The following is a 19,751-nucleotide window of genomic DNA, read 5'->3' as shown; positions in this document are numbered from 1 at the left end:
CCCCGGCCGAATGGGCCGGATGTGCCCCGCGGGGTGCCGTGCTCGCGCAAGACGCAGTGGTTAAGTGTCCCTCACGCAGACGTGTGATCGCGAAAGGGGCTGGTCCGCAGTGCCCAAGCTCAAGACCTGGCAGCTCACGGCGGGCTCCGCAGTCGCCGGACTGGCACTCGCCGCCGGCGCCGTGGCCGTGGCGGGGCCCTGGGACTCCGGTCAGCGTAAGGCCGAGCGGGACCTGTCGGCCGCCCAGGACCGTACGGGTGGCGCACATCACGCGACACCGGGCCCCGACCCGGCCGAACCGGCTCCCGCGCCCAGCGCGCGGGGCGTGCTCAGTGCCCTCGGCGCCCCCGCCGCGCCCGCCGCGCGCCCGAACCACCTCAAAGAGGTGCTGACGCCGCTCATGGAGAAGGCCGCGCTCGGCGCGTTCCGTACCGCTTCGGTCGTCGACGCGGCCACCGGCAAGCAGCTGTACGGGCGCGGGCAGCGGGACGCGATGACGCCCGCCTCCACCGTCAAGATCGCCACGACGGTCGCCGCGCTCTCCGCCCTCGGCCCCGACCACCGCATCGCCACCACGGTCCTGGCCGCCCCCGACAACAAGCGGATCACCCTCAAGGGCGGTGGCGACCCCACCCTGGCGAAGGCGGGGCTGCGCGCCCTGGCCGCCGACACGGCCCGCGCGCTGCGCGACAAGGGCGCGGGCAAGGTGTCCCTCACGTACGACACGACCCTCTACAGCGGTCCCGAGGTGCACCCCATCGGCGCGGGCAACGAGAACATCGCCCGGGTGACCCCGCTGATGGTGGAGGAGGGCCGTACCGACGGCACCCGCAGCGGAATCGGCGACCGCTCCCCCGATCCGGCCGCGGACGCCGCGCGCGCCTTCGCGGGCGAACTGCGCGCCCTGGGCGTGCAGGTGACGGGCGTCCCGTCCGCGGGCAAGGCACCCGAAGGCGCGCAGCCGGTTGCCAGGACCCTCTCCGCGCCGCTCTCCGCGCTCGTCGAGCGCACCCTCACCAACAGTGACAACGACCTCGCCGAGGCGCTCGCCCGCCAGACGGCGCTGGCCGCGGGCAAGGAGGCGAGCTTCGCGGGGGCGGGCAAGGCGGTGCGCGAGCGCCTCGCCGGGCTCGACCTGCCCGCGGACGGCCTGCTGAGCGGCGCGCACTTCGCCGACGGCAGCGGCCTGGACCGCAACGACCGGGTCTCGGCGGGGCTGCTGACCGCGCTGCTCGCCCGGTCGGCGGACCCGGACCACCCGGAACTCCGCTCGGTCCTCACCGGTCTGCCGGTCGCCGGATTCAGCGGCACCCTCCAGTCCCGCTACGCCGGCTCGGCCCCCGGCACGGGTCTCGTCCGCGCCAAGACGGGCACCCTCACCGGCATCAACACCCTCGCCGGGACCGTCGTCACCGAGGACGGACGGCTGCTGGCGTTCGCGTTCCTGGCGTCGGGCACCCCGGCGCCGGACCCGGCGCAGAAGGCGCTGGACGCGATGGCGTCCGCGCTGGCGGGCGCGCACTGAGCAACGGCGTCCCGTAACCCACCCGCCCCGACCCCCCTCCCCGTACGCCCTCGACAACGTACGGTTGACGCATGACGAGCCTCGGTGGTGCGGAGATGGTCGACTGGAAGCTCGCGGTGGCGACCGCGACCCGACTCGTGAGGCCGGGTCCCGACATCAGTCGGGACGAGGCCCGAGCCGTCGTCGCGGAGCTGCGCAAGCACGCCAAGGCGTCCGAGGAACACGTCCGCGCGTACACGCGGATGATCCCCGAAGGAACGGAACTGCAGGACACCCCGGTACTGGTCGTCGACCGCACCGGCTGGGTGAAGGCGAACGTCGCGGGCTTCCGCGAACTGCTCAGGCCGCTGCTGGGCAAGATGCAGGAGCGGCGCGGCTCCACCCCCGGCGGCGCCGTGCTCGGCGCGGTCGGCGGCAAGGTCACCGGCGTGGAGGTGGGGATGCTGCTGTCGTTCCTGTCCTCCCGCGTCCTGGGCCAGTACGAGACCTTCGCCCCGGGCAGCAGGGACCTTCCCGCGGGTGAGAACGGCGGCGGCCGGCTGCTGCTGGTCGCGCCGAACATCGTGCACGTCGAGCGCGAGCTGGAGGTGGACCCTCACGACTTCCGCCTCTGGGTGTGCCTGCACGAGGAGACCCACCGCACCCAGTTCACCGCGGTGCCCTGGCTGCGCGACCACCTGGAGGGCGAGATCCAGGCGTTCCTCGGCGAGACCGAGGTCGACCCGATGACGGTCCTGGAACGGCTGCGCGAAGCCGCCCAGTCGTTCGCCGGAGGCCGCCCCGACGGCGAGGAGGACGAGGGCGGCCGCAGTCTCGTCGAGCTGGTCCAGACCCCCGCGCAGCGCGAGATCCTCGGCCGCCTCACCGCCGTGATGTCCCTGCTCGAAGGGCACGCGGACTACGTCATGGACGGCGTGGGGCCCCAGGTCGTCCCGTCCGTCGCCGAGATCAGGGAGAAGTTCCAGCAGCGGCGCGCCAAGGGCGCGAGCCGGCTCGACCTCGCGCTGCGCAGGCTGCTCGGCATGGACGCCAAGCTGCGTCAGTACAAGGACGGCGAGCGCTTCGTACGCGCCGTGGTCGAGGAGGTCGGCATGGACGGCTTCAACCGGGTCTGGACCTCGCCGAACACGCTGCCCACCAAATCGGAGATCGCCGCGCCTGCGGACTGGGTCGCGAGGGTGCACCGTAAGGGAGAAGCGTGAAGCCGGTGTGTGCGACGGCAGGAACGGTAAGGGAAACGCCCTGGAAATCACCCATCTGAGGGACCGTAAGCGCTGGGTAGGCGTGCAATGCTCGGGTATCCGCTCGTTTCTGTCACCATCTACGCACTCTCAGTGACAGAGGCTTCCTCCTCCCGAGGCACCCCAACTCCACCGAAGGGCACCGGACATGGGTCCCCATCCAGCGGTCGCAGCGATACGCCTGGCGGTCCGCCGCGTACTCCACGACGTCCTGAACGACCATCACCGCACCGACCGGCACGACGGCGCCGGCCGGCCCGCAAGCGACGACCGGGCGCACCGTGCGACCCCGCAGGAGCAGCCCGCCCCGCTCGTGCTCGTGGCGTGCTCCGGCGGCGCGGACTCCATGGCGCTCGCCTCCGCGCTGGCCTTCGAGGCGCCCAAGCTGGGCGTCCGGGCGGGCGGGATCACCGTCGACCACAACCTCCAGGCAGGCTCCGGCACGCGCGCCGCCGAGGTCGTGGTCCGGATGACCGCCCTGGGCCTGGCCCCCGCCGAGGCCGTCGCCGTCACCGTCGGCCGGGCCGGCGGCCCGGAGGCCGCCGCCCGCGACGCGAGGTACGCGGCGCTGGACGGCGCGGCCCTGCGGCACGGCGCCGCCGCGATCCTGCTCGGCCACACCCGCGACGACCAGGCCGAGACCGTCCTCCTCGGCCTCGCCCGCGGCTCCGGCACCCGCTCGCTGTCCGGAATGGCGGCCGTCTCGGGGGCGGCCGGGCGCTACCGCCGTCCCTTCCTCCAGCTCGACCGGCAGACCGCCCGCAAGGCCTGCATGGTCCAGTCCCTGCCCGTCTGGGACGACCCGCACAACGCCGACCCCGCCTACACCCGCTCACGGCTGCGCCAGGAGGGCCTGCCGGCCCTGGAGAAGGCGCTCGGCAAGGGCGTCGTCGAGGCCCTCGCCCGTACGGCGCAGCTCTCCCGGGACGACGCCGACGCCCTCGACGACTGGGCCGCCGAGGCCGGCCGCTCCGTGCGGGACGAGACCGGCCGGCTGGAGTGCGCCAAGCTGTACGCGCTGCCGCCCGCGGTGCGCCGCCGGGTGCTGCGCAGGGCGGTCATCGAGGTGGGTTCGCCCGCCGGTTCACTCTTCGCCCGGCACATCGAGGAGGTGGACCGGCTGATCACCGGATGGCGCGGGCAGGGAGCCATCAACCTCCCCGGCCGGGTGGAGGCTCAGCGGCAGGGTGGCAGACTGGTCATTCGGCAGGGCTGAAAGTTCTACGAAAGTGATGCGGGTGGACGCGAACGACATGGGCACCGACCTCAAGTCGGTGCTCATCACCAAGGAAGAGATCGACGCGAAGCTGGCCGAGCTGGCCGCCAAGATCGATGCGGAGTACGCGGGCAAGGAACTGCTCATCGTCGGGGTGCTGAAGGGCGCCGTGATGGTGATGGCGGACCTGGCGCGTGCGCTGTCCACCCCGCTCACCATGGACTGGATGGCGGTGTCGTCGTACGGCGCGGGCACCCAGTCCTCGGGTGTGGTCCGGATCCTCAAGGACCTGGACACCGACATCAAGGGCAAGGACGTCCTGATCGTCGAGGACATCATCGACTCCGGACTGACGCTGTCCTGGCTGCTGTCGAACCTCGGCTCGCGCGAGCCGGCCTCACTGAACGTGTGCACGCTGCTGCGCAAGCCGGAGGCCGCCAAGGTGGCCATCGACGTGAAGTGGGTCGGATTCGACATTCCGAATGAGTTCGTCATCGGATATGGCCTGGATTACGCCGAGAAGTACCGCAACCTCCCCTTCGTCGGGACCCTCGCGCCCCACGTCTACGGGGGCTGACGGCTCCGCCGGACGGCCGCCCGGCGGCCCCGGTCCGTTCCCGGGTCCATATCGGGGAACCCCCGCGCAATTCCCGCCGTTGGAGGAGGGGAAGGCAGGTTTGTCAGCCGTCCCCTGCGGTCGCGGGTGACAATGCTGGGGTACCGTCCGAAGAACAGTCTTTTATTCAGCGGCATTTACCTACGGGCAGGAGGGACGGGGCGCAGTTCGCCCCGTATGGATGGACGTGAAGCGATACTTCCGTGGGCCGGTCATGTGGATCGTGCTGGCCGTCCTCGCCGTGGTCGTGCTGATGCAGGTCGTCGGCTCGTCTGGCGGCTACAAGACGGTCGACACCGGCAAGGTCATCCAGGCGATCGACAAGGATCAGGTCGACCAGGTCAAACTGACCACCGGTGAAGAACAGATCATCAAGGTGCAGCTGAAGGGCGACCAGAGGGTCGACGACAGCTCCAAGATCCAGGCGAGCTACATCGGGGACCAGGGTTCCAAGCTCGCCGCGAAGCTCGACCAGAAGTTCGAGAGCGGCAAGATCAAGAACGGTTACACCGTCTCACCGACGAAGCAGAACGCCTTCGTCGGGATCCTGCTCACCCTGCTGCCCTTCGTCCTCATCGTCGTCGTCTTCCTGTTCCTGATGAATCAGATGCAGGGCGGCGGCTCCCGGGTCATGCAGTTCGGGAAGTCCAAGGCGAAGCTCATCACCAAGGACACCCCGAAGACGACCTTCTCCGACGTGGCGGGGTCCGACGAGGCGGTCGAGGAGCTCCACGAGATCAAGGAGTTCCTCCAGGAGCCGGCGAAGTTCCAGGCCGTCGGGGCCAAGATCCCCAAGGGCGTACTGCTGTACGGTCCGCCGGGCACGGGCAAGACCCTGCTCGCGCGTGCTGTCGCGGGCGAGGCGGGCGTGCCGTTCTACTCCATCTCGGGTTCCGACTTCGTCGAGATGTTCGTGGGTGTCGGCGCCTCGCGTGTCCGTGACCTCTTCGAGCAGGCCAAGGCGAACGCCCCGGCGATCGTCTTCGTCGACGAGATCGACGCCGTCGGCCGCCACCGCGGCGCCGGCATGGGCGGCGGTCACGACGAGCGCGAGCAGACGCTCAACCAGCTGCTCGTCGAGATGGACGGCTTCGACGTGAAGGGCGGCGTCATCCTGATCGCCGCCACGAACCGGCCGGACATCCTGGACCCGGCGCTGCTGCGCCCGGGACGCTTCGACCGGCAGATCGCGGTCGACCGCCCGGACATGCAGGGCCGGCTGGAGATCCTCAAGGTTCACCAGAAGGGCAAGCCGGTCGCCCAGGACGTCGACCTGGGCGCGGTCGCCCGTCGTACGCCCGGCTTCACGGGCGCGGACCTGTCGAACGTGCTGAACGAGGCCGCGCTGCTCACCGCGCGCAGCAACATGAAGCTGATCGACAACCACATGCTCGACGAGGCGATCGACCGTGTCGTGGCGGGCCCGCAGAAGCGGACCCGGATCATGTCCGACAAGGAAAAGAAGATCACCGCGTACCACGAGGGCGGTCACGCCCTGGTCGCGGCGGCTCTGCCGAACTCGGACCCGGTCCACAAGATCACGATCCTGTCGCGCGGCCGGGCCCTGGGTTACACCATGGTCCTGCCGGACGAGGACAAGTACTCGACCACGCGCAACGAGATGCTCGACCAGCTCGCCTACATGATGGGCGGGCGCGCGGCCGAGGAACTGGTCTTCCACGACCCGACGACCGGCGCTGCGAACGACATCGAGAAGGCCACCGGTACGGCCCGCGCGATGGTCACGCAGTACGGCATGACCGAGCGTCTCGGCGCGATCAAGTTCGGCGGCGACAACACCGAGCCCTTCCTGGGCCGGGACATGACGCACCAGCGCGACTACTCGGAAGAGGTCGCCGCGCTCGTCGACGAAGAGGTCAAGAAGCTCATCGAGACCGCGCACAACGAGGCGTGGGAGATCCTGGTCGAGAACCGCGACGTCCTGGACAACCTCGTGCTGGCCCTCCTGGAGAAGGAGACGCTGAACAAGGAGCAGATCGCGGAGGTCTTCCAGCCTCTCGTGAAGCGCCCGGCCCGCCCCGCGTGGACCGGCTCCTCCCGGCGTACGCCGTCGACCCGGCCGCCGGTGCTCTCGCCCAGGGAGCTCGCCCTCACCAACGGCTCCGCGGGTGCCACGCCCGCGATCACCTCGGTGACCAAGGACGCGACACCGGGGGACGGGGCCCCGGCCCCGGCTCCCGAGGAGCGACCGGAGAACAGCTGAACCCTCCCCGGACGCTCAGCTTCTTCGAGCAGGGGAGACCCCATCGCCGGCCCGGTTCGCCCCGGGCCCGGAATGGATGCCGCGACCCCCAGGTTTTAGCCTGGGGGCCGCGGCTTTTCTGCGTGCCGCACGGATGAACCACAGGAACGAGGCAGTGATGACCGACCCCGTGACGCTGGACGGCGAGTTCTCCGTCGGCGAGTTCGACGAGAAGCGGGCCGAGAGCGCGGTGCGCGAGCTCCTCATCGCCGTCGGCGAGGACCCCGACCGCGAGGGCCTGCGGGAGACTCCGGCGCGGGTGGCGCGGGCGTACCGGGAGATATTCGCCGGGCTGCGGCAGAAGCCCGAGGACGTCCTGACGACGACCTTCGACCTGGGGCACGACGAGATGGTGCTGGTCAAGGACATCGAGGTGATGTCCAGCTGCGAACATCACCTGGTCCCGTTCCACGGTGTGGCGCACGTCGGCTACATCCCGTCCACCGACGGCAAGATCACCGGTCTGTCGAAGCTGGCCCGGCTGGTCGACGTCTTCGCGCGCCGGCCGCAGGTCCAGGAGCGGCTGACCACGCAGACGGCCGACTCGCTCATGGAGATCCTGGAACCGCGCGGGGTGATCGTCGTCGTGGAGTGCGAGCACATGTGCATGACGATGCGCGGGGTGCGCAAGCCGGGCGCGAAGACGATCACCTCCGCGGTGCGCGGACAGCTCCGCGACCCGGCGACCCGCGCCGAGGCGATGAGCCTGATCATGGCCCGCTAGTCCGGGCCGGCCCGCCGGCAAACGCCGGGCCGGCCCGCTGGTGAACGCTGATCATGGCCCGCTGGTATGCGCCGGGCCGCGCGAAGGTCCTGGGGCGGGTCAGGCCGGGTCCGCCGCCGGGGCCTGGTCGTCGTCGTCGGGGAGGCGTAGGACGCGCTCCAGGAAGAAGGCGGCGGCGACGATGGCCGCGCCCGCCAGGACCGAGAAGCCCGCGTAGAGGGCCTGGGTGTGGCGGGAGGGCAGGTCGGAGAACTGGGTGAGCAGGTGGACGCCCACGCCGCCGTACATCCCGGCGACGAGGGCGGCGACCAGCGCGCTCGCCTGGCCGAAGACCACCGCGCGGGCGGCCAGCAGCGGGTCGACGCCCTTGGCGCCGGGGCGGCGCTCGCGCTGGGCGCGCAGCCGGGCGCGCAGGGCCAGCGCGGTCGCCAGCAGCACGACGGCGATCAGTGCCAGCACGACGGGCGCAGCGACCGGTACGCCGGGCAGGGTGGCGACCGACGCCCACAGCCGGGCGCCCGCCCAGGACAGCACCCCGGCCACCGCGAACACGCCGGTCAGTACCCCGAGCCGTAGTTGCTTCACGAAGCTCCGCTCTCCGTCACCTAAGGGGCGTGGTGCTCGACCGCACCACGCCTGACACCAGTGTCGTACGACGTGAACGCTTACTCGGGCAGATGGAGTTCCAGGTCGGTGCGCGGGTGCACGCCCTCGGTGGAGACGGTGCCCAGGAGGTCGGCGACCGCGCCCCGGCCCGGGACCTGGCCCTCGGGCTCCACGTCGTGCCAGGGGGCCAGCACGAAGCCGCGCTCGTGGGCACGCGGGTGGGGGAGCGTGAGCAGCGGGTCGTCCGAGACGACGTTGGCGTACGAGAGGATGTCGACGTCGATCGTGCGGGGGCCCCAGCGCTCCTCGCGGACCCGGTCGAAGCCCTCCTCGATGGCCTGGCCGCGCTCCAGCAGCGAGGCCGGCGGGAGGGTGGTCTTCACCAGGATCACCGCGTTGAAGTACGACGGCTGGGAGCCGGCCTCGACGCCCCACGGCTCCGTCTCGTACACCGGGGAGACGCCCTTGACCCGGACGCCCGGGGTGTCTTCCAGGAGGTCCACGGCGCCCTGGAGGGTCTCCAGGCGGTTGCCGAGGTTGCTGCCGAGACCGATGACGGCCCATTTCGGGTTGGACAGGGTCATGTCGGCCGCGTCCACCTGCTCCGTCACGGAGGTGGGAACCGGCTGGACGGTGGGGTCGCTCTGCGTCTGGTTCATACACGGCTCCGGGTGATGGTGATGGTCACGTCGTCGAAGGGCACGGTGATCGGGGCGTCCGGCTTGTGGACGGTGACCTCGACCTCGTCGACCCCGTCGTGCTTGAGGCACTGCTGGGCGATCCGCTCGGCGAGCGTCTCGATCAGATTGACCGGTTCGCCCTGCACGACCTCCACGACCTCCTCGGCGACCACGCCGTAGTGGACGGTCTTCGTCAGGTCGTCGTCGGCGGCGGCGGGACGGGTGTCCAGGCCGAGGACGAGGTCCACGATGAAGGTCTGGCCCTCCTCGCGTTCCTTGGGGAACACGCCGTGGTGTCCACGGGCCTTGAGGCCGCGCAGCGCGACACGATCCACGCGAATCACTCCTGCTGTTCGTAGTCATCGGGGCCCGTGCCGAGTGCGGTCGGCACGTCACCTGAGAACCGAATCTACCTGCGGGCACCGACAGGCCCGGTCCGCGGGGGCCGCGCCGGGCGCCCGGAAGGGCCCCTTCCGGGTTTTCCTCCCAGGCCCCTACCCACTCGGGGCGCGGTTGCGTCGTCCGTCAGGAGGAATCCTCGTCCTCGTCGTCGTCGGAGTCCGCCAGGACCGGCGAGCCGTGGTGGGCCCACAGCCGCCAGCCGTCCGGGGTGCGCCGGAACACATTGGTGGCGACGACCAGCTGGCCGACCAGGGGTCCCAGTTCGCCGCTCTCCTCGGCGGGGCCGCCGCTGAGGATGTTCTCCGTGCAGGTCGCCAGGGCGGTGTCGCCCATCACGGAGACCCGCACATCGGTGAGGAAGAACTGGATGTAGTCGGTGTGCGCCATGATCAGCGCGTACGAGCGCAGCACCTCGCCGCGCCCGGAGAGCACCGGCCAGCCCGGGTGCACACAGGAGATCTCGTCGTCGAGCCAGAGCGCGGACAGCTCCTCGAAGTCGCCGCGCTCCAGACATTCGTAGAACGCCGTGTTGGCCAGTTCGACCCGCTCGGCGTCGGAGGCGCGGGGCGTCACCTGGCGCCCGCCACGGCGCGGGCGACCCGTACCGCGTCGGCGGTGGCCCGTACCTCGTGCACCCGGACCGCCCAGGCGCCCTCGTGGGCGGCGATCGCGGAGACGGCGGCGGTGGCGGCGTCGCGCTCACGGGCGGGCGGCGGAGCGGCGCCCTCGCCCGCCAGGACGTGGCCCAGGAAGCGTTTGCGGGAGGCGGCGACCAGCAGGGGACGGCCCAGCGAGCGCAGGTCGCCGAGGTGGGCGAGGAGGGTGAGGTCGTGCTCGGCGCGCTTGGCGAAGCCGAGGCCGGGGTCGACGACGATGCGCCGGGGGTCGACGCCGCCCGCGACGACCGCGTCCACGCGCGCGTGGAGCTCGGCGAGGACCTCGGCGACGACGTCGTCGTACACCGCCAGGCTGTTCATGTCCGCGCTGAAGCCGCGCCAGTGCATCACCACGAAGGGGACGCCCGCCGCCGCCACGGCGGGGACCATGGCGGGGTCCGCGAGACCGCCGCTGACGTCGTTGACCAGCACGGCGCCGGCCGCGACGGCCTGTTCCGCGACGGCGGCGCGCATGGTGTCCACGGAGACGGTGACGCCCTCCGACGCGAGGGCGCGGACGACCGGCACGACCCTCTTGAGCTCCTCGTCGGCGTCGACGCGGCTGGCGCCGGGGCGGGTGGACTCGCCGCCCACGTCGACCAGGTCCGCCCCCTCCGCGACCAGGGCGAGGCCCCGCTTCACCGCGGACGCGGTGTCGAACCAGCGGCCGCCGTCGGAGAAGGAGTCGGGCGTCACGTTCACGACGCCCATGACCGCACAGCGGTCCCACTCCGGGAGTCCTTCGGCGGGGTGGGTGTGCAGCAACGTACTCATACGTCCAGCCTAGGCGTCAGGTCCCGATCTCCGGACCGTCGGGAACGGGTGAACCGTCCGGATCGCCGGGATCTTGCGCGCCGGCGCCGAAGACCCGGGCGAGGAGGGTGAACAGGGTGGTGCGTTCCGTGCCGTCCAGGGTGTCCAGTGCCGCGAGCGTGGCGTGCATCCTGGCCCGGATCGTGTCGATGGTCTGCTCGCCGTGCGGGGTGAGGACGACGTTCTTGACGCGGCGGTCGGTGGGGCTCGGCTCCCGGCGCACCAGTTCGCGCTTCTCCAGCCGGTCCACGATGCCGGTGATGTTGGAGGCGTCACAGGCCAGGGTGGTGGCGAGGGCACGCATCGGGGCAGGAGAGGAGCGCAGCACGCTGAGCGCCTTGGCCTGGCTGGGGGTGAGCCCCGCGGTGGCGGCGGCGAGCGTGAAGTCGGCGTAGTAGACACCGAAGGACGCGGCCAGCCGGTCGACCAGTTCGGCCTTGGTCGGGGGGTGGGCCGGGTTCGGCGGGTGGGCTGCCATGACACGCAGTGTACGCCGGAAAACTTGACCATCTCAACGATTGAGGTACCGTCGGAAACGGTTACTTGAGGATGTCAACCATCTGTCGTCCGTCGAGTGGCGACGCGAAGTCACTGAGTTTGGAGCACCTCCATGAAGGCCATCACGTACAGCGCATACGGCAGCCCCGACGCCCTGGAGTACGGCGAGCGGCCCGAGCCCAAGCTCGGTCCTGACTCCGTGCTCGTCAAGGTCCGGGCCGCCTCGGTCAACCCGGTCGACTGGAAGATCCTCGGCGGCCATCTGGATCCGGTGCTGGACGCCGTCTTCCCTGTGGTGCCGGGGTGGGACGTGGCGGGCGTCGTGGAGAAGGCGGGCGCCGCGGTGACCGAGTACGTGCCGGGGGACGAGGTGATCGGTTACGTACGGGAGGACCTCGTCTCGCGGGGCACCTTCGCGGAGTACGTGGCGGCGCCCGTCCGCACCCTGGCCCGCAAGCCCGCCAACGTCGGCTTCGAGGAGGCGGCGGGGCTGCCGCTGGCCGGGCTGACCGCCTACCAGGCGCTGACCAGGCACCTGGCGGTCCGTCCTGGCGACAAGGTCCTCGTGCACGCGGCGGCCGGCGGCGTCGGCTCGCTCGCCGTGCAGATCGCGCGCTCGCTGGGCGCCGAGGTCATCGGCACCGCGAGCGAGCGCAACCACGACTACCTGCGGTCGCTCGGGGCGACGCCCGTCGCGTACGGCGAAGGCCTCGCGGACCGGGTGCGGGCGATCGCGCCGGGCGGGGTGGACGCCGTGCTCGACCTGGTGGGCGGCGAAGCGCTCCAGGGCTCGCCCGAGCTGCTGGCCAAGGACGGCAGGCTGGCCTCCGTCGCGGACGGCGCGGTGAAGGAGCTGGGCGGCGACTACCTCTTCGTACGGCCGGACACCGCTGACCTGACGGCGCTCTCGGTGCTCGTGGAGCGGGGTGAGCTGAAGATCGAGGTCGCGGCCGTCCACCCGCTGGAGAAGGCCGCGGACGCCTTCCGCGAGAGCATCGGGGGGCACACGCGGGGCAAGATCGTGATCAGCGTGGCGTAGGCGTGACCCGCGGGTGCGGGGCGTGGGGGACGCGCAGGCGGGGGACGGTGCGGGGCGGTGATGGCCGGCTGCGGGACGGTGCGGGGCGGTGGGGGCCGACTGCGGGACGGTGCGGGGAGATGGGGGCCGTCGGCGGGGGCGGCGCGGGTATGTGCGGGGTGGGGCTGCCCGCGGCGCCGGCCCCCTGCCGCCCTTGCCCGGCGCGGTTGCCCGCGCCACGGGAACGTCCCGTCCGGTCAGGCCGCCCTGCCCGCCCCCCGGCGCGGTCGACCCCGCCCCCTGGAACGTCCCGTCCCGGTCAGGCCGCCGGTTCCACCTCGGGGACCGGCGCAGGGGCGTGTGCACACGGCTGAGGGCCCCTCTTCGCGGCCCTCCCGCGGGTCAGCCGGGCGAACGGCCTCGGCAGGCCCAGCGTCACGAAGCCCTCCGCCTGCATCGCCGCGAAACCGATCCGCGGCAGGTCCCGGGTGGTCCGGAAGACCACGAAGCGCGGCTCCCAGCGCGGCTGGAACTTCGCGTTGAACTTGTACAGCGACTCGATCTGGAACCACCGGGACAGGAACACCAGCAGCCCGCGCCAGCCCCGCAGCACCGGCCCCGCGCCCAGCTTCTCGCCACGGGCCAGCGCCGAGCGGAACATCGCGAAGTTGAGCGAGACCTTCTTGATGCCGAGGCCGGGGGCGGCCGTCAGGGAGGCCACGATCAGGAGTTCGTTCATGCCGGGGTCGGCCGCCCGGTCGCGCCGCATCAGGTCGAGGGACATGCCGTCCTCGCCCCACGGCACGAAGTGCAGTACCGCCTTGATGTCGCCGTACGGGCCGGGAGCGGCGCCCTCCTCGTCGGCCTTGTGGGCGGTCGCGACGAAGCAGTCCTCGTCGCCCGGTTCACCGACCCGGCCCAGCGCCATCGAGAACCCGCGCTCGGTCTCCGTGCCGCGCCAGTCGGCGGCGGCCCGGCGGATGCGGTCCAGCTCCTCGCCCGACAGGTCGCCGACGCGGCGCACCCGGGTCTCGTAGCCACCCCGCTCGATGCGTTTGACCATCTGCCGCACGTTGCGCATCGCGCGCCCCGAGAGGGAGAAGTCGGGGACGTCGACGACCGCCTCGTCGCCCAGTTCGAGTGCGTCCAGGCCGCTCTCGCGGGTCCAGACCTCGCCGCCGGTCTCCGAGCAGCCCATCACCGCCGGGGTCCACGAGTGCGCCTTGGCCTCCTCCATGAACCGCTCGATGGCGCCCGGCCAGGCCTCGACGTCGCCGATCGGGTCCCCGCTGGCCAGCATCACGCCGGAGACGACGCGGTAGGTGACGGCGGCCTTGCCGCTGGGGGAGAACACGGCGGCCTTGTCGTGCCGCAGCGCGAAGTGGCCCAGCGAGTCGCGGGCGCCGTGCTTGGCCAGCAGGGCGCGCAGCCGCGTCTCGTCGTCGGCGGTCAGCCGTGCGGCCGGGTGCTCGGGGCGGAAGGCCAGGTAGACGGTGGTGAGCGCGACGACCCAGCCGAGCGCGCCGAGCGAGTAGCCGACCGTCCAGGACGCCTGCCTGGCGTAGTCGACCGGGCCCTCGAAGCCGACCAGGCCGTACAGGACATGGGTCAGGCGGTCGCCGAAGCCGGGGTTGCCGACGATCGTCCTCGGGTGCGAGCTGACGATCAGCAGACCGAGCCCGACCGAGCCGACGCCGGTCAGTACGAAGTTCGCCACCGCCTTCCAGCGGCTGCGCGGGTCGGGCAGCGCGGCGAACTCACTCCGATGGACGATCAGCAGGGCGAGAAGTGCGAGCGCGATCAGCACCCCGACCCAGGAATGCCGGTAGGAGTACTGGGCGGCGGCGCCCACCGGCAGCAGGACCACCGCGGCGCGCCAGGCGCGCCGCTTGCGCCTCTTGATGCCGTGCGCCAGCAGGAGCAGCAGCACCCCCACGGTCAGTGAGAAGGCGGCGGCGAACGGCCCGAACGTACCGGGCAGTACCTCGGCCACGCTGTGCATCCGGCTGTGCCGGAAGCGGGGGAAGACCGCGGCCGCGATGTCGAGCAGTGCCACCAGGGTGACCGCCGCGCCCACCAGCGCGGGGACCTTCTCGGGCCGCGGACCGCGCAGGATCCGCCGGACCCGATCCGGAACCGCTCCGGACTTATCCCCATCTATTCTGATTGACATCGCTTCCCGAGGTTTCCGCGAGGGGTTTTGTGCCCGCGGAACTTGGAGAAGGTCCGTCCGGGCAATGTGCGTCCACTAGGACGGCGCTTCCGGGGGGTGGGTTCACTCGGCTCTCAGGAAATTCTCATCCAGGAAGTAACGATCTCGACATGGGTCTCACCAGTACCAAGGTCCTCGCGCTCACCCTGGTGATCGCGGTCCTGCTCTTCGCCGCCACGATCTGGCTCTGGCCGCGGCTGTCCCGCCGCTCCCTCAGGGCCGTTCTCGGCCGGATCGGACTGCTGCTGGTGACCCAGTTGGCACTGTTCGCCGCCGTCGGCCTCGCCGCGAACAAGTCCTTCCTCTTCTACGGCTCCTGGGCCGACCTCTTCGGCCAGGAGGAGGAGATGGGCGTGGTCGTCGACCACGCAGCGGGCGCAGGCAAGCAGGCGCAGCTGATCGGCACCCGCGCGCTGGACGTCCCCGGCGGCGGCAAGCCGTCCGTGGGCGGGCAGATACAGGAAGTACGGATCGAGGGCGCGAAGTCGAAGATCGTCAGCCCGGCGTACGTGTACCTGCCACCGGAGTACTTCCAGCCGCAGTACGCGAAGAAGAACTTCCCGGCGACGGTCGTGCTCACCGGCTACCCCGGCACCGCGATGAACCTGATCAAGGGGCTCCGCTACCCGCAGACCGCCCTGCTGCAGGCCCGCGCGGGCAAGGCGCAGCCGATGGTCATGGTGATGATGCGGCCGACCGTCGCACCGCCGCGCGACACCGAGTGCGTGGACATCCCCGGCGGCCCGCAGACCGAGACGTTCTTCGCCGAGGACCTGCCGCGCGCGGTCTCCTCCGCGTACCGCGTGGGTACGAAGGGGAAGAACTGGGGCTTCATGGGGAACTCCACGGGTGGCTACTGCGCCGTGAAGATAGCCATGGGCCACCCGGACAAGTTCGCCGCGGGCGCGGGGCTCTCCCCGTACTACAAGGCGGCCGACGACCCGACGACCGGAGACCTCTTCGGCGGGAACGCGGACCTCAAGAAGCGTGCGGACCTGCTGTGGTCGCTGGACCACCTGCCCGCGCCCAGGACCTCCCTGCTGGTCACGACCAGCAAGAAGGGCGAGGACAACAAGAAGCCGACGGCGGAGTTCATCAGCAAGGTGAAGCCGCCGACGCACATCTCCTCGATCACGCTGAACAGCGGCGGCCACAACTTCAACACCTGGAAGCGCGAGATCCCCGCCGTCGTCGAGTGGATGAGCAAGAAGCTCACGGCCTGACGCCTTGCGGGCGGGGCCTGAGGCTGCCGGGCGGGGAGGGTCGCCCGGGTCCGGCTGCGTCTCCGGCCGGCGGCGGTCAGCCGATCGTCTCCACCTGCACCTCGGTGCGGGGCACCTTGCGGTCGTCCGCGTCGATGGACCGGCGCAGCGCCTCATGCAGCCGGGCCGGGGTGAGCACGCCCAGGAACCGGCCCTCGCTCCGCCCGTCGATGACGGCGATCCACCCCGCGTCGTGCTGGAGCATCGTCGCGAACGCCTGCTTCAGCGAGGCCCCCACCGGGAGCCAGGCCTCCATCCGGCGCGCGTGCTCGCGCACGGTCCCGCCCTGCGCCGTGGACGTGGCCGGAATCCAGCCGTGCAGATTGTCGTCCCCGTCCAGTACGACGCCCCAGCGCGCGCCCTCCGCCGACAGCCGTGCGGTGGCGCTCTTGAGGGAGTCGTCGAGGTGGACCACCGGCGGCTGGTCCAGGTCGCTCTCCTCGATGGGGGTGACCGACAGCCTCTTGAGGCCCCGGTCGGCGCCGACGAAGTCCGCGACGTACGGGGTGGCGGGCGCGCCGAGCACGGCGGCCGGGGCGGCGAACTGCTCGATGGTGCCCTGTCCGTAGACGGCGATCCGGTCGCCGAGGCGGACCGCTTCCTCGATGTCGTGCGTGACGAACAGCACCGTCTTGCGGACCTGCGACTGGAGCTTCAGGAACTCGTTCTGCAGGTGCTCGCGGACCACCGGGTCGACCGCGCCGAACGGTTCGTCCATGAGCAGGATCGGCGGGTCGGCGGCCAGTGCGCGGGCCACCCCGACGCGCTGCCGCTGACCGCCGGAGAGCTGTTCCGGATAGCGGGGACCGTAGACCTTGGGATCGAGTCCCACCAGGTCGAGGAGTTCCGCGGCGCGGGCGCGGGCCTCCGCACGCCGCACCCCGAGCAGGTGCGGCACCGTCGCCGTGTTGTCGAGGACGGTCCGGTGCGGGAAGAGGCCCACCTGCTGGATCACGTAGCCGATCCTGCGCCGGAGTTCGACGGGATCGCCCGCGGCTATGTCCTCGCCGTCGATGAGTATGCGGCCCCCGGTCGGTTCGATGAGCCGGTTGACCATCTTCATGGTGGTGGTCTTGCCGCAGCCCGACGGGCCGACGAGCGTGACCAGTTCACCCGCGGCGACCTCGAAGGACAGGTCGTCGACGGCGGTCGTTCCGTCGGCGTAGCGCTTGGTGACGTGCTCGAACCGGATCATGGGTCCCCATTGTGACGGCTGGTGACAGGTCTTGTGTGAAGGGCGTGTTGCCGGGATGTGGCAGCCCGAACCGGGCCGGGCCCGTTGTCGGTGGTCGGCGATAAGGTCTTTGAACATACGTTCTCAGCCGTATGGATTTGCCGGAACGGGGGAGGGGGAACGGGTGAGCGAGCAGAGCTGTCTGGCGACGAACGACTGGATCTGCGGTGAGTACCTGCGTTCCCGCAGCCAGGAACTGACCGACGCGACCGTCCAGCACATCTGGATCACGGTGGCCTCGGTGCTGATCGGGTTGGCCGTGGCCTTCCCGCTGGCGCTGCTGGCGCGTCGGCACAAGCGGTTCGCGGGGCCGGTGCTCGGGCTGACCACCGTGCTCTACACGGTGCCCTCGCTGGCGATGTTCTCGCTGCTGCTGCCGCTCTTCGGGCTCTCGGCCGCGCTGGTCGTCACCGGCCTGGTGCTGTACTCCCTGACGATCCTCGTACGCAACATCCTGGCCGGTCTCGAAGCGGTGCCGGAAGAGGCCCGGGAGGCCGCCCGCGGGATGGGGTACGGGTCGTGGCGGATGCTCTGGGAGGTCGAACTGCCGCTCTCGCTGCCCGCGCTGATGGCCGGGGTGCGGATCGCCACCGTCTCGACGGTCGCGTTGACCACGGTCGGCTCCATCGTCGGCCGCGGCGGCCTCGGCAACCTCATCGAGGACGCGCTGCCCACCTTCTTCAAGGCGCAGGTGCTGGCCGCGTCCGTGCTGTGCGTGCTGCTCGCCCTCGTCGCGGACCTGCTGCTGCTCGGGCTGCAGCGGTTGCTCACCCCGTGGACACGGGTGACCCGGGCGAGGCCCGAGCCGCGTACGGCTCGAATACGGAAGACTTCTGCGGCTGTTGAGGCGGGCTGATCTCGATGGGTGTGCTCTCGGGCGCCTGGACCTGGCTGGTCACGGGCTCGAACTGGTCGGGGGACGGCGGGGTACTGGCCCGCCTCTCCGAGCATCTGTACGTCAGCGGGGTGGCGCTCGCGCTGGCCTGTCTGCTCGCGCTGCCGACGGCCTTCCTGCTCGGACACCTCGGCAGGGGCGGTGCGCTCGCGGTCAACATCTCCAACGTGGGGCGGGCCGTGCCGGTGTTCGCGGTGCTGGCGCTGTTCATGGTCTCGCCGCTGCGCTCCGCCGGATACCTGCCGACGATCATCGCGCTGATCCTGTTCGCGGTGCCGCCGCTGCTCACCAACGCGTACGTCGGGATGCGGGAGGTGGACCGGGCGGTGGTGGAGGCCGCACGCGGCATGGGCATGTCGGGTGTGCAGCTCTTTCTGCGGGTCGAGCTCCCCCTCGCGTACCCGCTGGTCATGACCGGGCTGCGGTCCGCGGCCGTCCAGGTGGTGGCCACCGCGTCAATCGCCGCGATGGTCGGCCAGGGCGGGCTCGGACGGATCATCACCGCCGGCTTCAACACGTACGACACCGCGCAGGTGGTCGCGGGGGCGCTGCTGGTGGCGCTGCTCGCACTGCTGGTGGAGGGCGCTCTGGTGGTGCTCGGCCGACTGTTCTCGCCGCTCAGGAAAACGGCCTGACGGTGCGGTGGCCCTCCTGATTCCCTTGCTGCTCCGTTCTCCTGCTGTTTCGCTCACGTCCCTCGTTCCCGCACCTCGTGCATCCCTGCACCTCGTGCGTCCCTGCACTCCGTGCACTTCATGAATGGTGATCCCTCATGAGTAAGACCTCCAAGACCTCACGCCTCGCGGGTGCGGTGGTCGGCCTGGTGGCACTGACCGGTTCGCTCGCCGCGTGCGGCGGCGACAGCCTGGAGAAGGACAAGCCGGGCGCCGAAGCCCCCGCGGGCGGCGGCAAGAAGGGCTCCCTGGTGGTGGGCGCCGCCGCGTTCACCGAGTCCAAGGTGCTGGCGGAGCTGTACGCGCAGATACTCAAGGACGCCGGGTTCGCCACCTCGGTGACCGTCGTCAAGAACCGCGAGCTGTACGAACCCTCGTTGGAGAAGGGCGAGATCGACGTCGTACCGGAATACGCGGCGACGATCACGGAATTCCTCAACGCCAAGGTCAACGGCGCGCAGAAGGCCCAGCAGAAGCCGCTGGCGTCCAGTGACGTCGCCGCCACCGTCGCCGCGCTGGAGAAGCTGGCACAGCCGCTCGGACTGAAGGTTCTGCCCGCGGGGCAGGCCGTCGATCAGAACGCGTTCGCGGTGACCAAGGAATTCGCCGCGAAGAACAATCTCAAGAGCCTCTCCGACCTGGGGAGGTCCAAGCTCAAGGTCAAGATCGCGGCGGGCGACGAATGTGAGATCCGGCCGTTCTGCGCCCCCGGGTTGAAGTCGAAGTACGGCATCGACGTCACCGGCATCGACCCCAAGGGCGTCGGTACCCCGCAGTCCAAGCAGGCCGTCAAGGACGGTGCGGACCAGCTCGTCCTCACCACGACCACGGACGCCACGATCGACAGCTTCGGTCTCGTCTTCCTGGCCGACGACAAGAAGCTGCAGAACGCCGACAACCTGCTGCCCGTCGTCAACGCCAAGGACGCGGGCGACCCCGCCGTCGCTGAGGCCCTCGGCAAACTCACCAAGGCGCTGACCACGGCGGACCTCGGCGAACTCAACCGGAAGGTCGACATCGAGCGGGCCAAGCCGGGCGATGTGGCGAAGGCCTACCTGGAGGAGAAGAACTTGATCAAGAAGTAACGGCAGCGGCGAAAGGGGAACGGGGAACGGGGAACGGGGAACGGGGAACGGCACTCAGGGCATCGGGGGTGGTGGGGGCAGCCGTTCGGCGGTGTTTCTCCAGCGGTCCTGGTAACCGCAAGGGAACAGAT

The 19,751-nt window shown here is 70.9% G+C and carries 19 protein-coding genes; 11 read left to right on the top strand and 8 right to left on the bottom strand.

Going from position 1 to position 19,751, the window contains the following annotated elements; all coding sequences use genetic code 11:
* Positions 1-109 precede the first annotated feature (109 nt).
* The 6 genes from dacB (at position 110) to folE (ending at position 7,585) form a co-directional block, all read left to right on the top strand.
* Complete coding sequence (dacB, locus tag ACIQM4_RS09550; protein ID WP_401588441.1) at positions 110-1,525, top strand: D-alanyl-D-alanine carboxypeptidase/D-alanyl-D-alanine-endopeptidase; 1,416 nt, start codon at positions 110-112, stop codon at positions 1,523-1,525.
* A 71-nt stretch (positions 1,526-1,596) separates the two neighbouring features.
* Entirely contained in the window at positions 1,597-2,727 is a 1,131-nt protein-coding gene (locus ACIQM4_RS09545; RefSeq protein ID WP_401588438.1) for a zinc-dependent metalloprotease, read from the top strand.
* Positions 2,728-2,914: 187 nt separating this feature from the next.
* On the top strand, positions 2,915-3,982 hold the full coding sequence (gene tilS / locus ACIQM4_RS09540) for a tRNA lysidine(34) synthetase TilS (protein ID WP_401588436.1): 1,068 nt from the start codon (positions 2,915-2,917) through the stop codon (positions 3,980-3,982).
* A gap of 16 nt (positions 3,983-3,998) precedes the next feature.
* Entirely contained in the window at positions 3,999-4,559 is a 561-nt protein-coding gene (hpt, locus tag ACIQM4_RS09535) for a hypoxanthine phosphoribosyltransferase (protein ID WP_401588433.1), read from the top strand.
* Positions 4,560-4,779: 220 nt separating this feature from the next.
* On the top strand, positions 4,780-6,822 hold the full coding sequence (gene ftsH, locus ACIQM4_RS09530; RefSeq protein ID WP_401588430.1) for an ATP-dependent zinc metalloprotease FtsH: 2,043 nt from the start codon (positions 4,780-4,782) through the stop codon (positions 6,820-6,822).
* 157 nt (positions 6,823-6,979) lie between these two features.
* On the top strand, positions 6,980-7,585 hold the full coding sequence (gene folE / locus ACIQM4_RS09525; RefSeq protein ID WP_401588427.1) for a GTP cyclohydrolase I FolE: 606 nt from the start codon (positions 6,980-6,982) through the stop codon (positions 7,583-7,585).
* Between the two features lie 99 nt (positions 7,586-7,684).
* Here folE and ACIQM4_RS09520 read toward each other — a convergent pair whose 3' ends face one another.
* The 6 genes from ACIQM4_RS09520 to ACIQM4_RS09495 form a co-directional block, all read right to left on the bottom strand.
* Entirely contained in the window at positions 7,685-8,170 is a 486-nt protein-coding gene (locus ACIQM4_RS09520) for a DUF3180 domain-containing protein (RefSeq protein ID WP_401588425.1), read from the bottom strand.
* A gap of 80 nt (positions 8,171-8,250) precedes the next feature.
* A complete protein-coding gene (folK, locus tag ACIQM4_RS09515) occupies positions 8,251-8,850 on the bottom strand; it encodes a 2-amino-4-hydroxy-6-hydroxymethyldihydropteridine diphosphokinase (RefSeq protein WP_401588422.1) in 600 nt (199 codons plus the stop codon).
* A complete protein-coding gene (gene folB, locus ACIQM4_RS09510; protein ID WP_401588419.1) occupies positions 8,847-9,206 on the bottom strand; it encodes a dihydroneopterin aldolase in 360 nt (119 codons plus the stop codon). Before folB ends, folK begins: the two co-directional genes overlap by 4 nt.
* Before the next feature lie 190 nt (positions 9,207-9,396).
* The gene (locus tag ACIQM4_RS09505) at positions 9,397-9,846 is read right to left on the bottom strand and encodes a nuclear transport factor 2 family protein (protein WP_401588417.1); all 450 of its coding nucleotides are present in this window, start codon (positions 9,844-9,846) and stop codon (positions 9,397-9,399) included.
* Positions 9,843-10,703, bottom strand: a complete 861-nt coding sequence (gene folP, locus ACIQM4_RS09500; RefSeq protein WP_401588414.1) for a dihydropteroate synthase — start codon at positions 10,701-10,703, stop codon at positions 9,843-9,845. The genes ACIQM4_RS09505 and folP overlap by 4 nt, the downstream gene beginning before the upstream one ends.
* 16 nt (positions 10,704-10,719) lie before the next feature.
* Positions 10,720-11,220 carry a MarR family winged helix-turn-helix transcriptional regulator gene (locus ACIQM4_RS09495; protein ID WP_401588411.1) on the bottom strand — a complete coding sequence of 167 codons (501 nt, stop codon included), beginning with the start codon at positions 11,218-11,220 and terminating at the stop codon, positions 10,720-10,722.
* Between the two features lie 132 nt (positions 11,221-11,352).
* Here ACIQM4_RS09495 and ACIQM4_RS09490 point away from each other — a divergent pair, with 132 nt between their 5' ends.
* Complete coding sequence (locus tag ACIQM4_RS09490; RefSeq protein WP_401588408.1) at positions 11,353-12,279, top strand: NADP-dependent oxidoreductase; 927 nt, start codon at positions 11,353-11,355, stop codon at positions 12,277-12,279.
* 298 nt (positions 12,280-12,577) lie between these two features.
* On the opposite strand, the gene ACIQM4_RS09485 is transcribed toward ACIQM4_RS09490, so the two are convergent.
* Positions 12,578-14,431, bottom strand: coding sequence for a phosphatidylglycerol lysyltransferase domain-containing protein (locus ACIQM4_RS09485; protein WP_401588405.1), 1,854 nt, complete (start codon positions 14,429-14,431; stop codon positions 12,578-12,580).
* 149 nt (positions 14,432-14,580) lie between these two features.
* Here ACIQM4_RS09485 and ACIQM4_RS09480 point away from each other — a divergent pair, with 149 nt between their 5' ends.
* Entirely contained in the window at positions 14,581-15,693 is a 1,113-nt protein-coding gene (locus ACIQM4_RS09480) for an alpha/beta hydrolase (protein ID WP_401588403.1), read from the top strand.
* 76 nt (positions 15,694-15,769) lie between these two features.
* Here the strand turns inward: ACIQM4_RS09480 and ACIQM4_RS09475 are convergent, their stop codons facing one another.
* Positions 15,770-16,927: an ABC transporter ATP-binding protein gene (locus ACIQM4_RS09475; protein WP_401588400.1), complete on the bottom strand. Its 1,158-nt coding sequence runs from the start codon at positions 16,925-16,927 to the stop codon at positions 15,770-15,772.
* Positions 16,928-17,090: 163 nt separating this feature from the next.
* Here ACIQM4_RS09475 and ACIQM4_RS09470 point away from each other — a divergent pair, with 163 nt between their 5' ends.
* The 3 genes from ACIQM4_RS09470 (at position 17,091) to ACIQM4_RS09460 (ending at position 19,620) form a co-directional block, all read left to right on the top strand.
* Positions 17,091-17,822 (top strand): ABC transporter permease, encoded by a 732-nt coding sequence (locus ACIQM4_RS09470; protein WP_401588397.1) that lies wholly within the window; start codon positions 17,091-17,093, stop codon positions 17,820-17,822.
* A gap of 5 nt (positions 17,823-17,827) precedes the next feature.
* On the top strand, positions 17,828-18,496 hold the full coding sequence (locus ACIQM4_RS09465; RefSeq protein ID WP_401588394.1) for an ABC transporter permease: 669 nt from the start codon (positions 17,828-17,830) through the stop codon (positions 18,494-18,496).
* 137 nt (positions 18,497-18,633) lie between these two features.
* Positions 18,634-19,620, top strand: a complete 987-nt coding sequence (locus ACIQM4_RS09460; protein WP_401588391.1) for an ABC transporter substrate-binding protein — start codon at positions 18,634-18,636, stop codon at positions 19,618-19,620.
* Positions 19,621-19,751 lie beyond the last annotated feature (131 nt).

It is taken from the genome of Streptomyces sp. NPDC091272, assembly GCF_044757485.1.
In the GTDB taxonomy this organism is placed as follows: domain Bacteria; phylum Actinomycetota; class Actinomycetes; order Streptomycetales; family Streptomycetaceae; genus Streptomyces.
The sequence above is the reverse complement of the archived record's forward strand: the minus strand, read 5'-3'. Positions and strand labels throughout refer to the sequence as shown.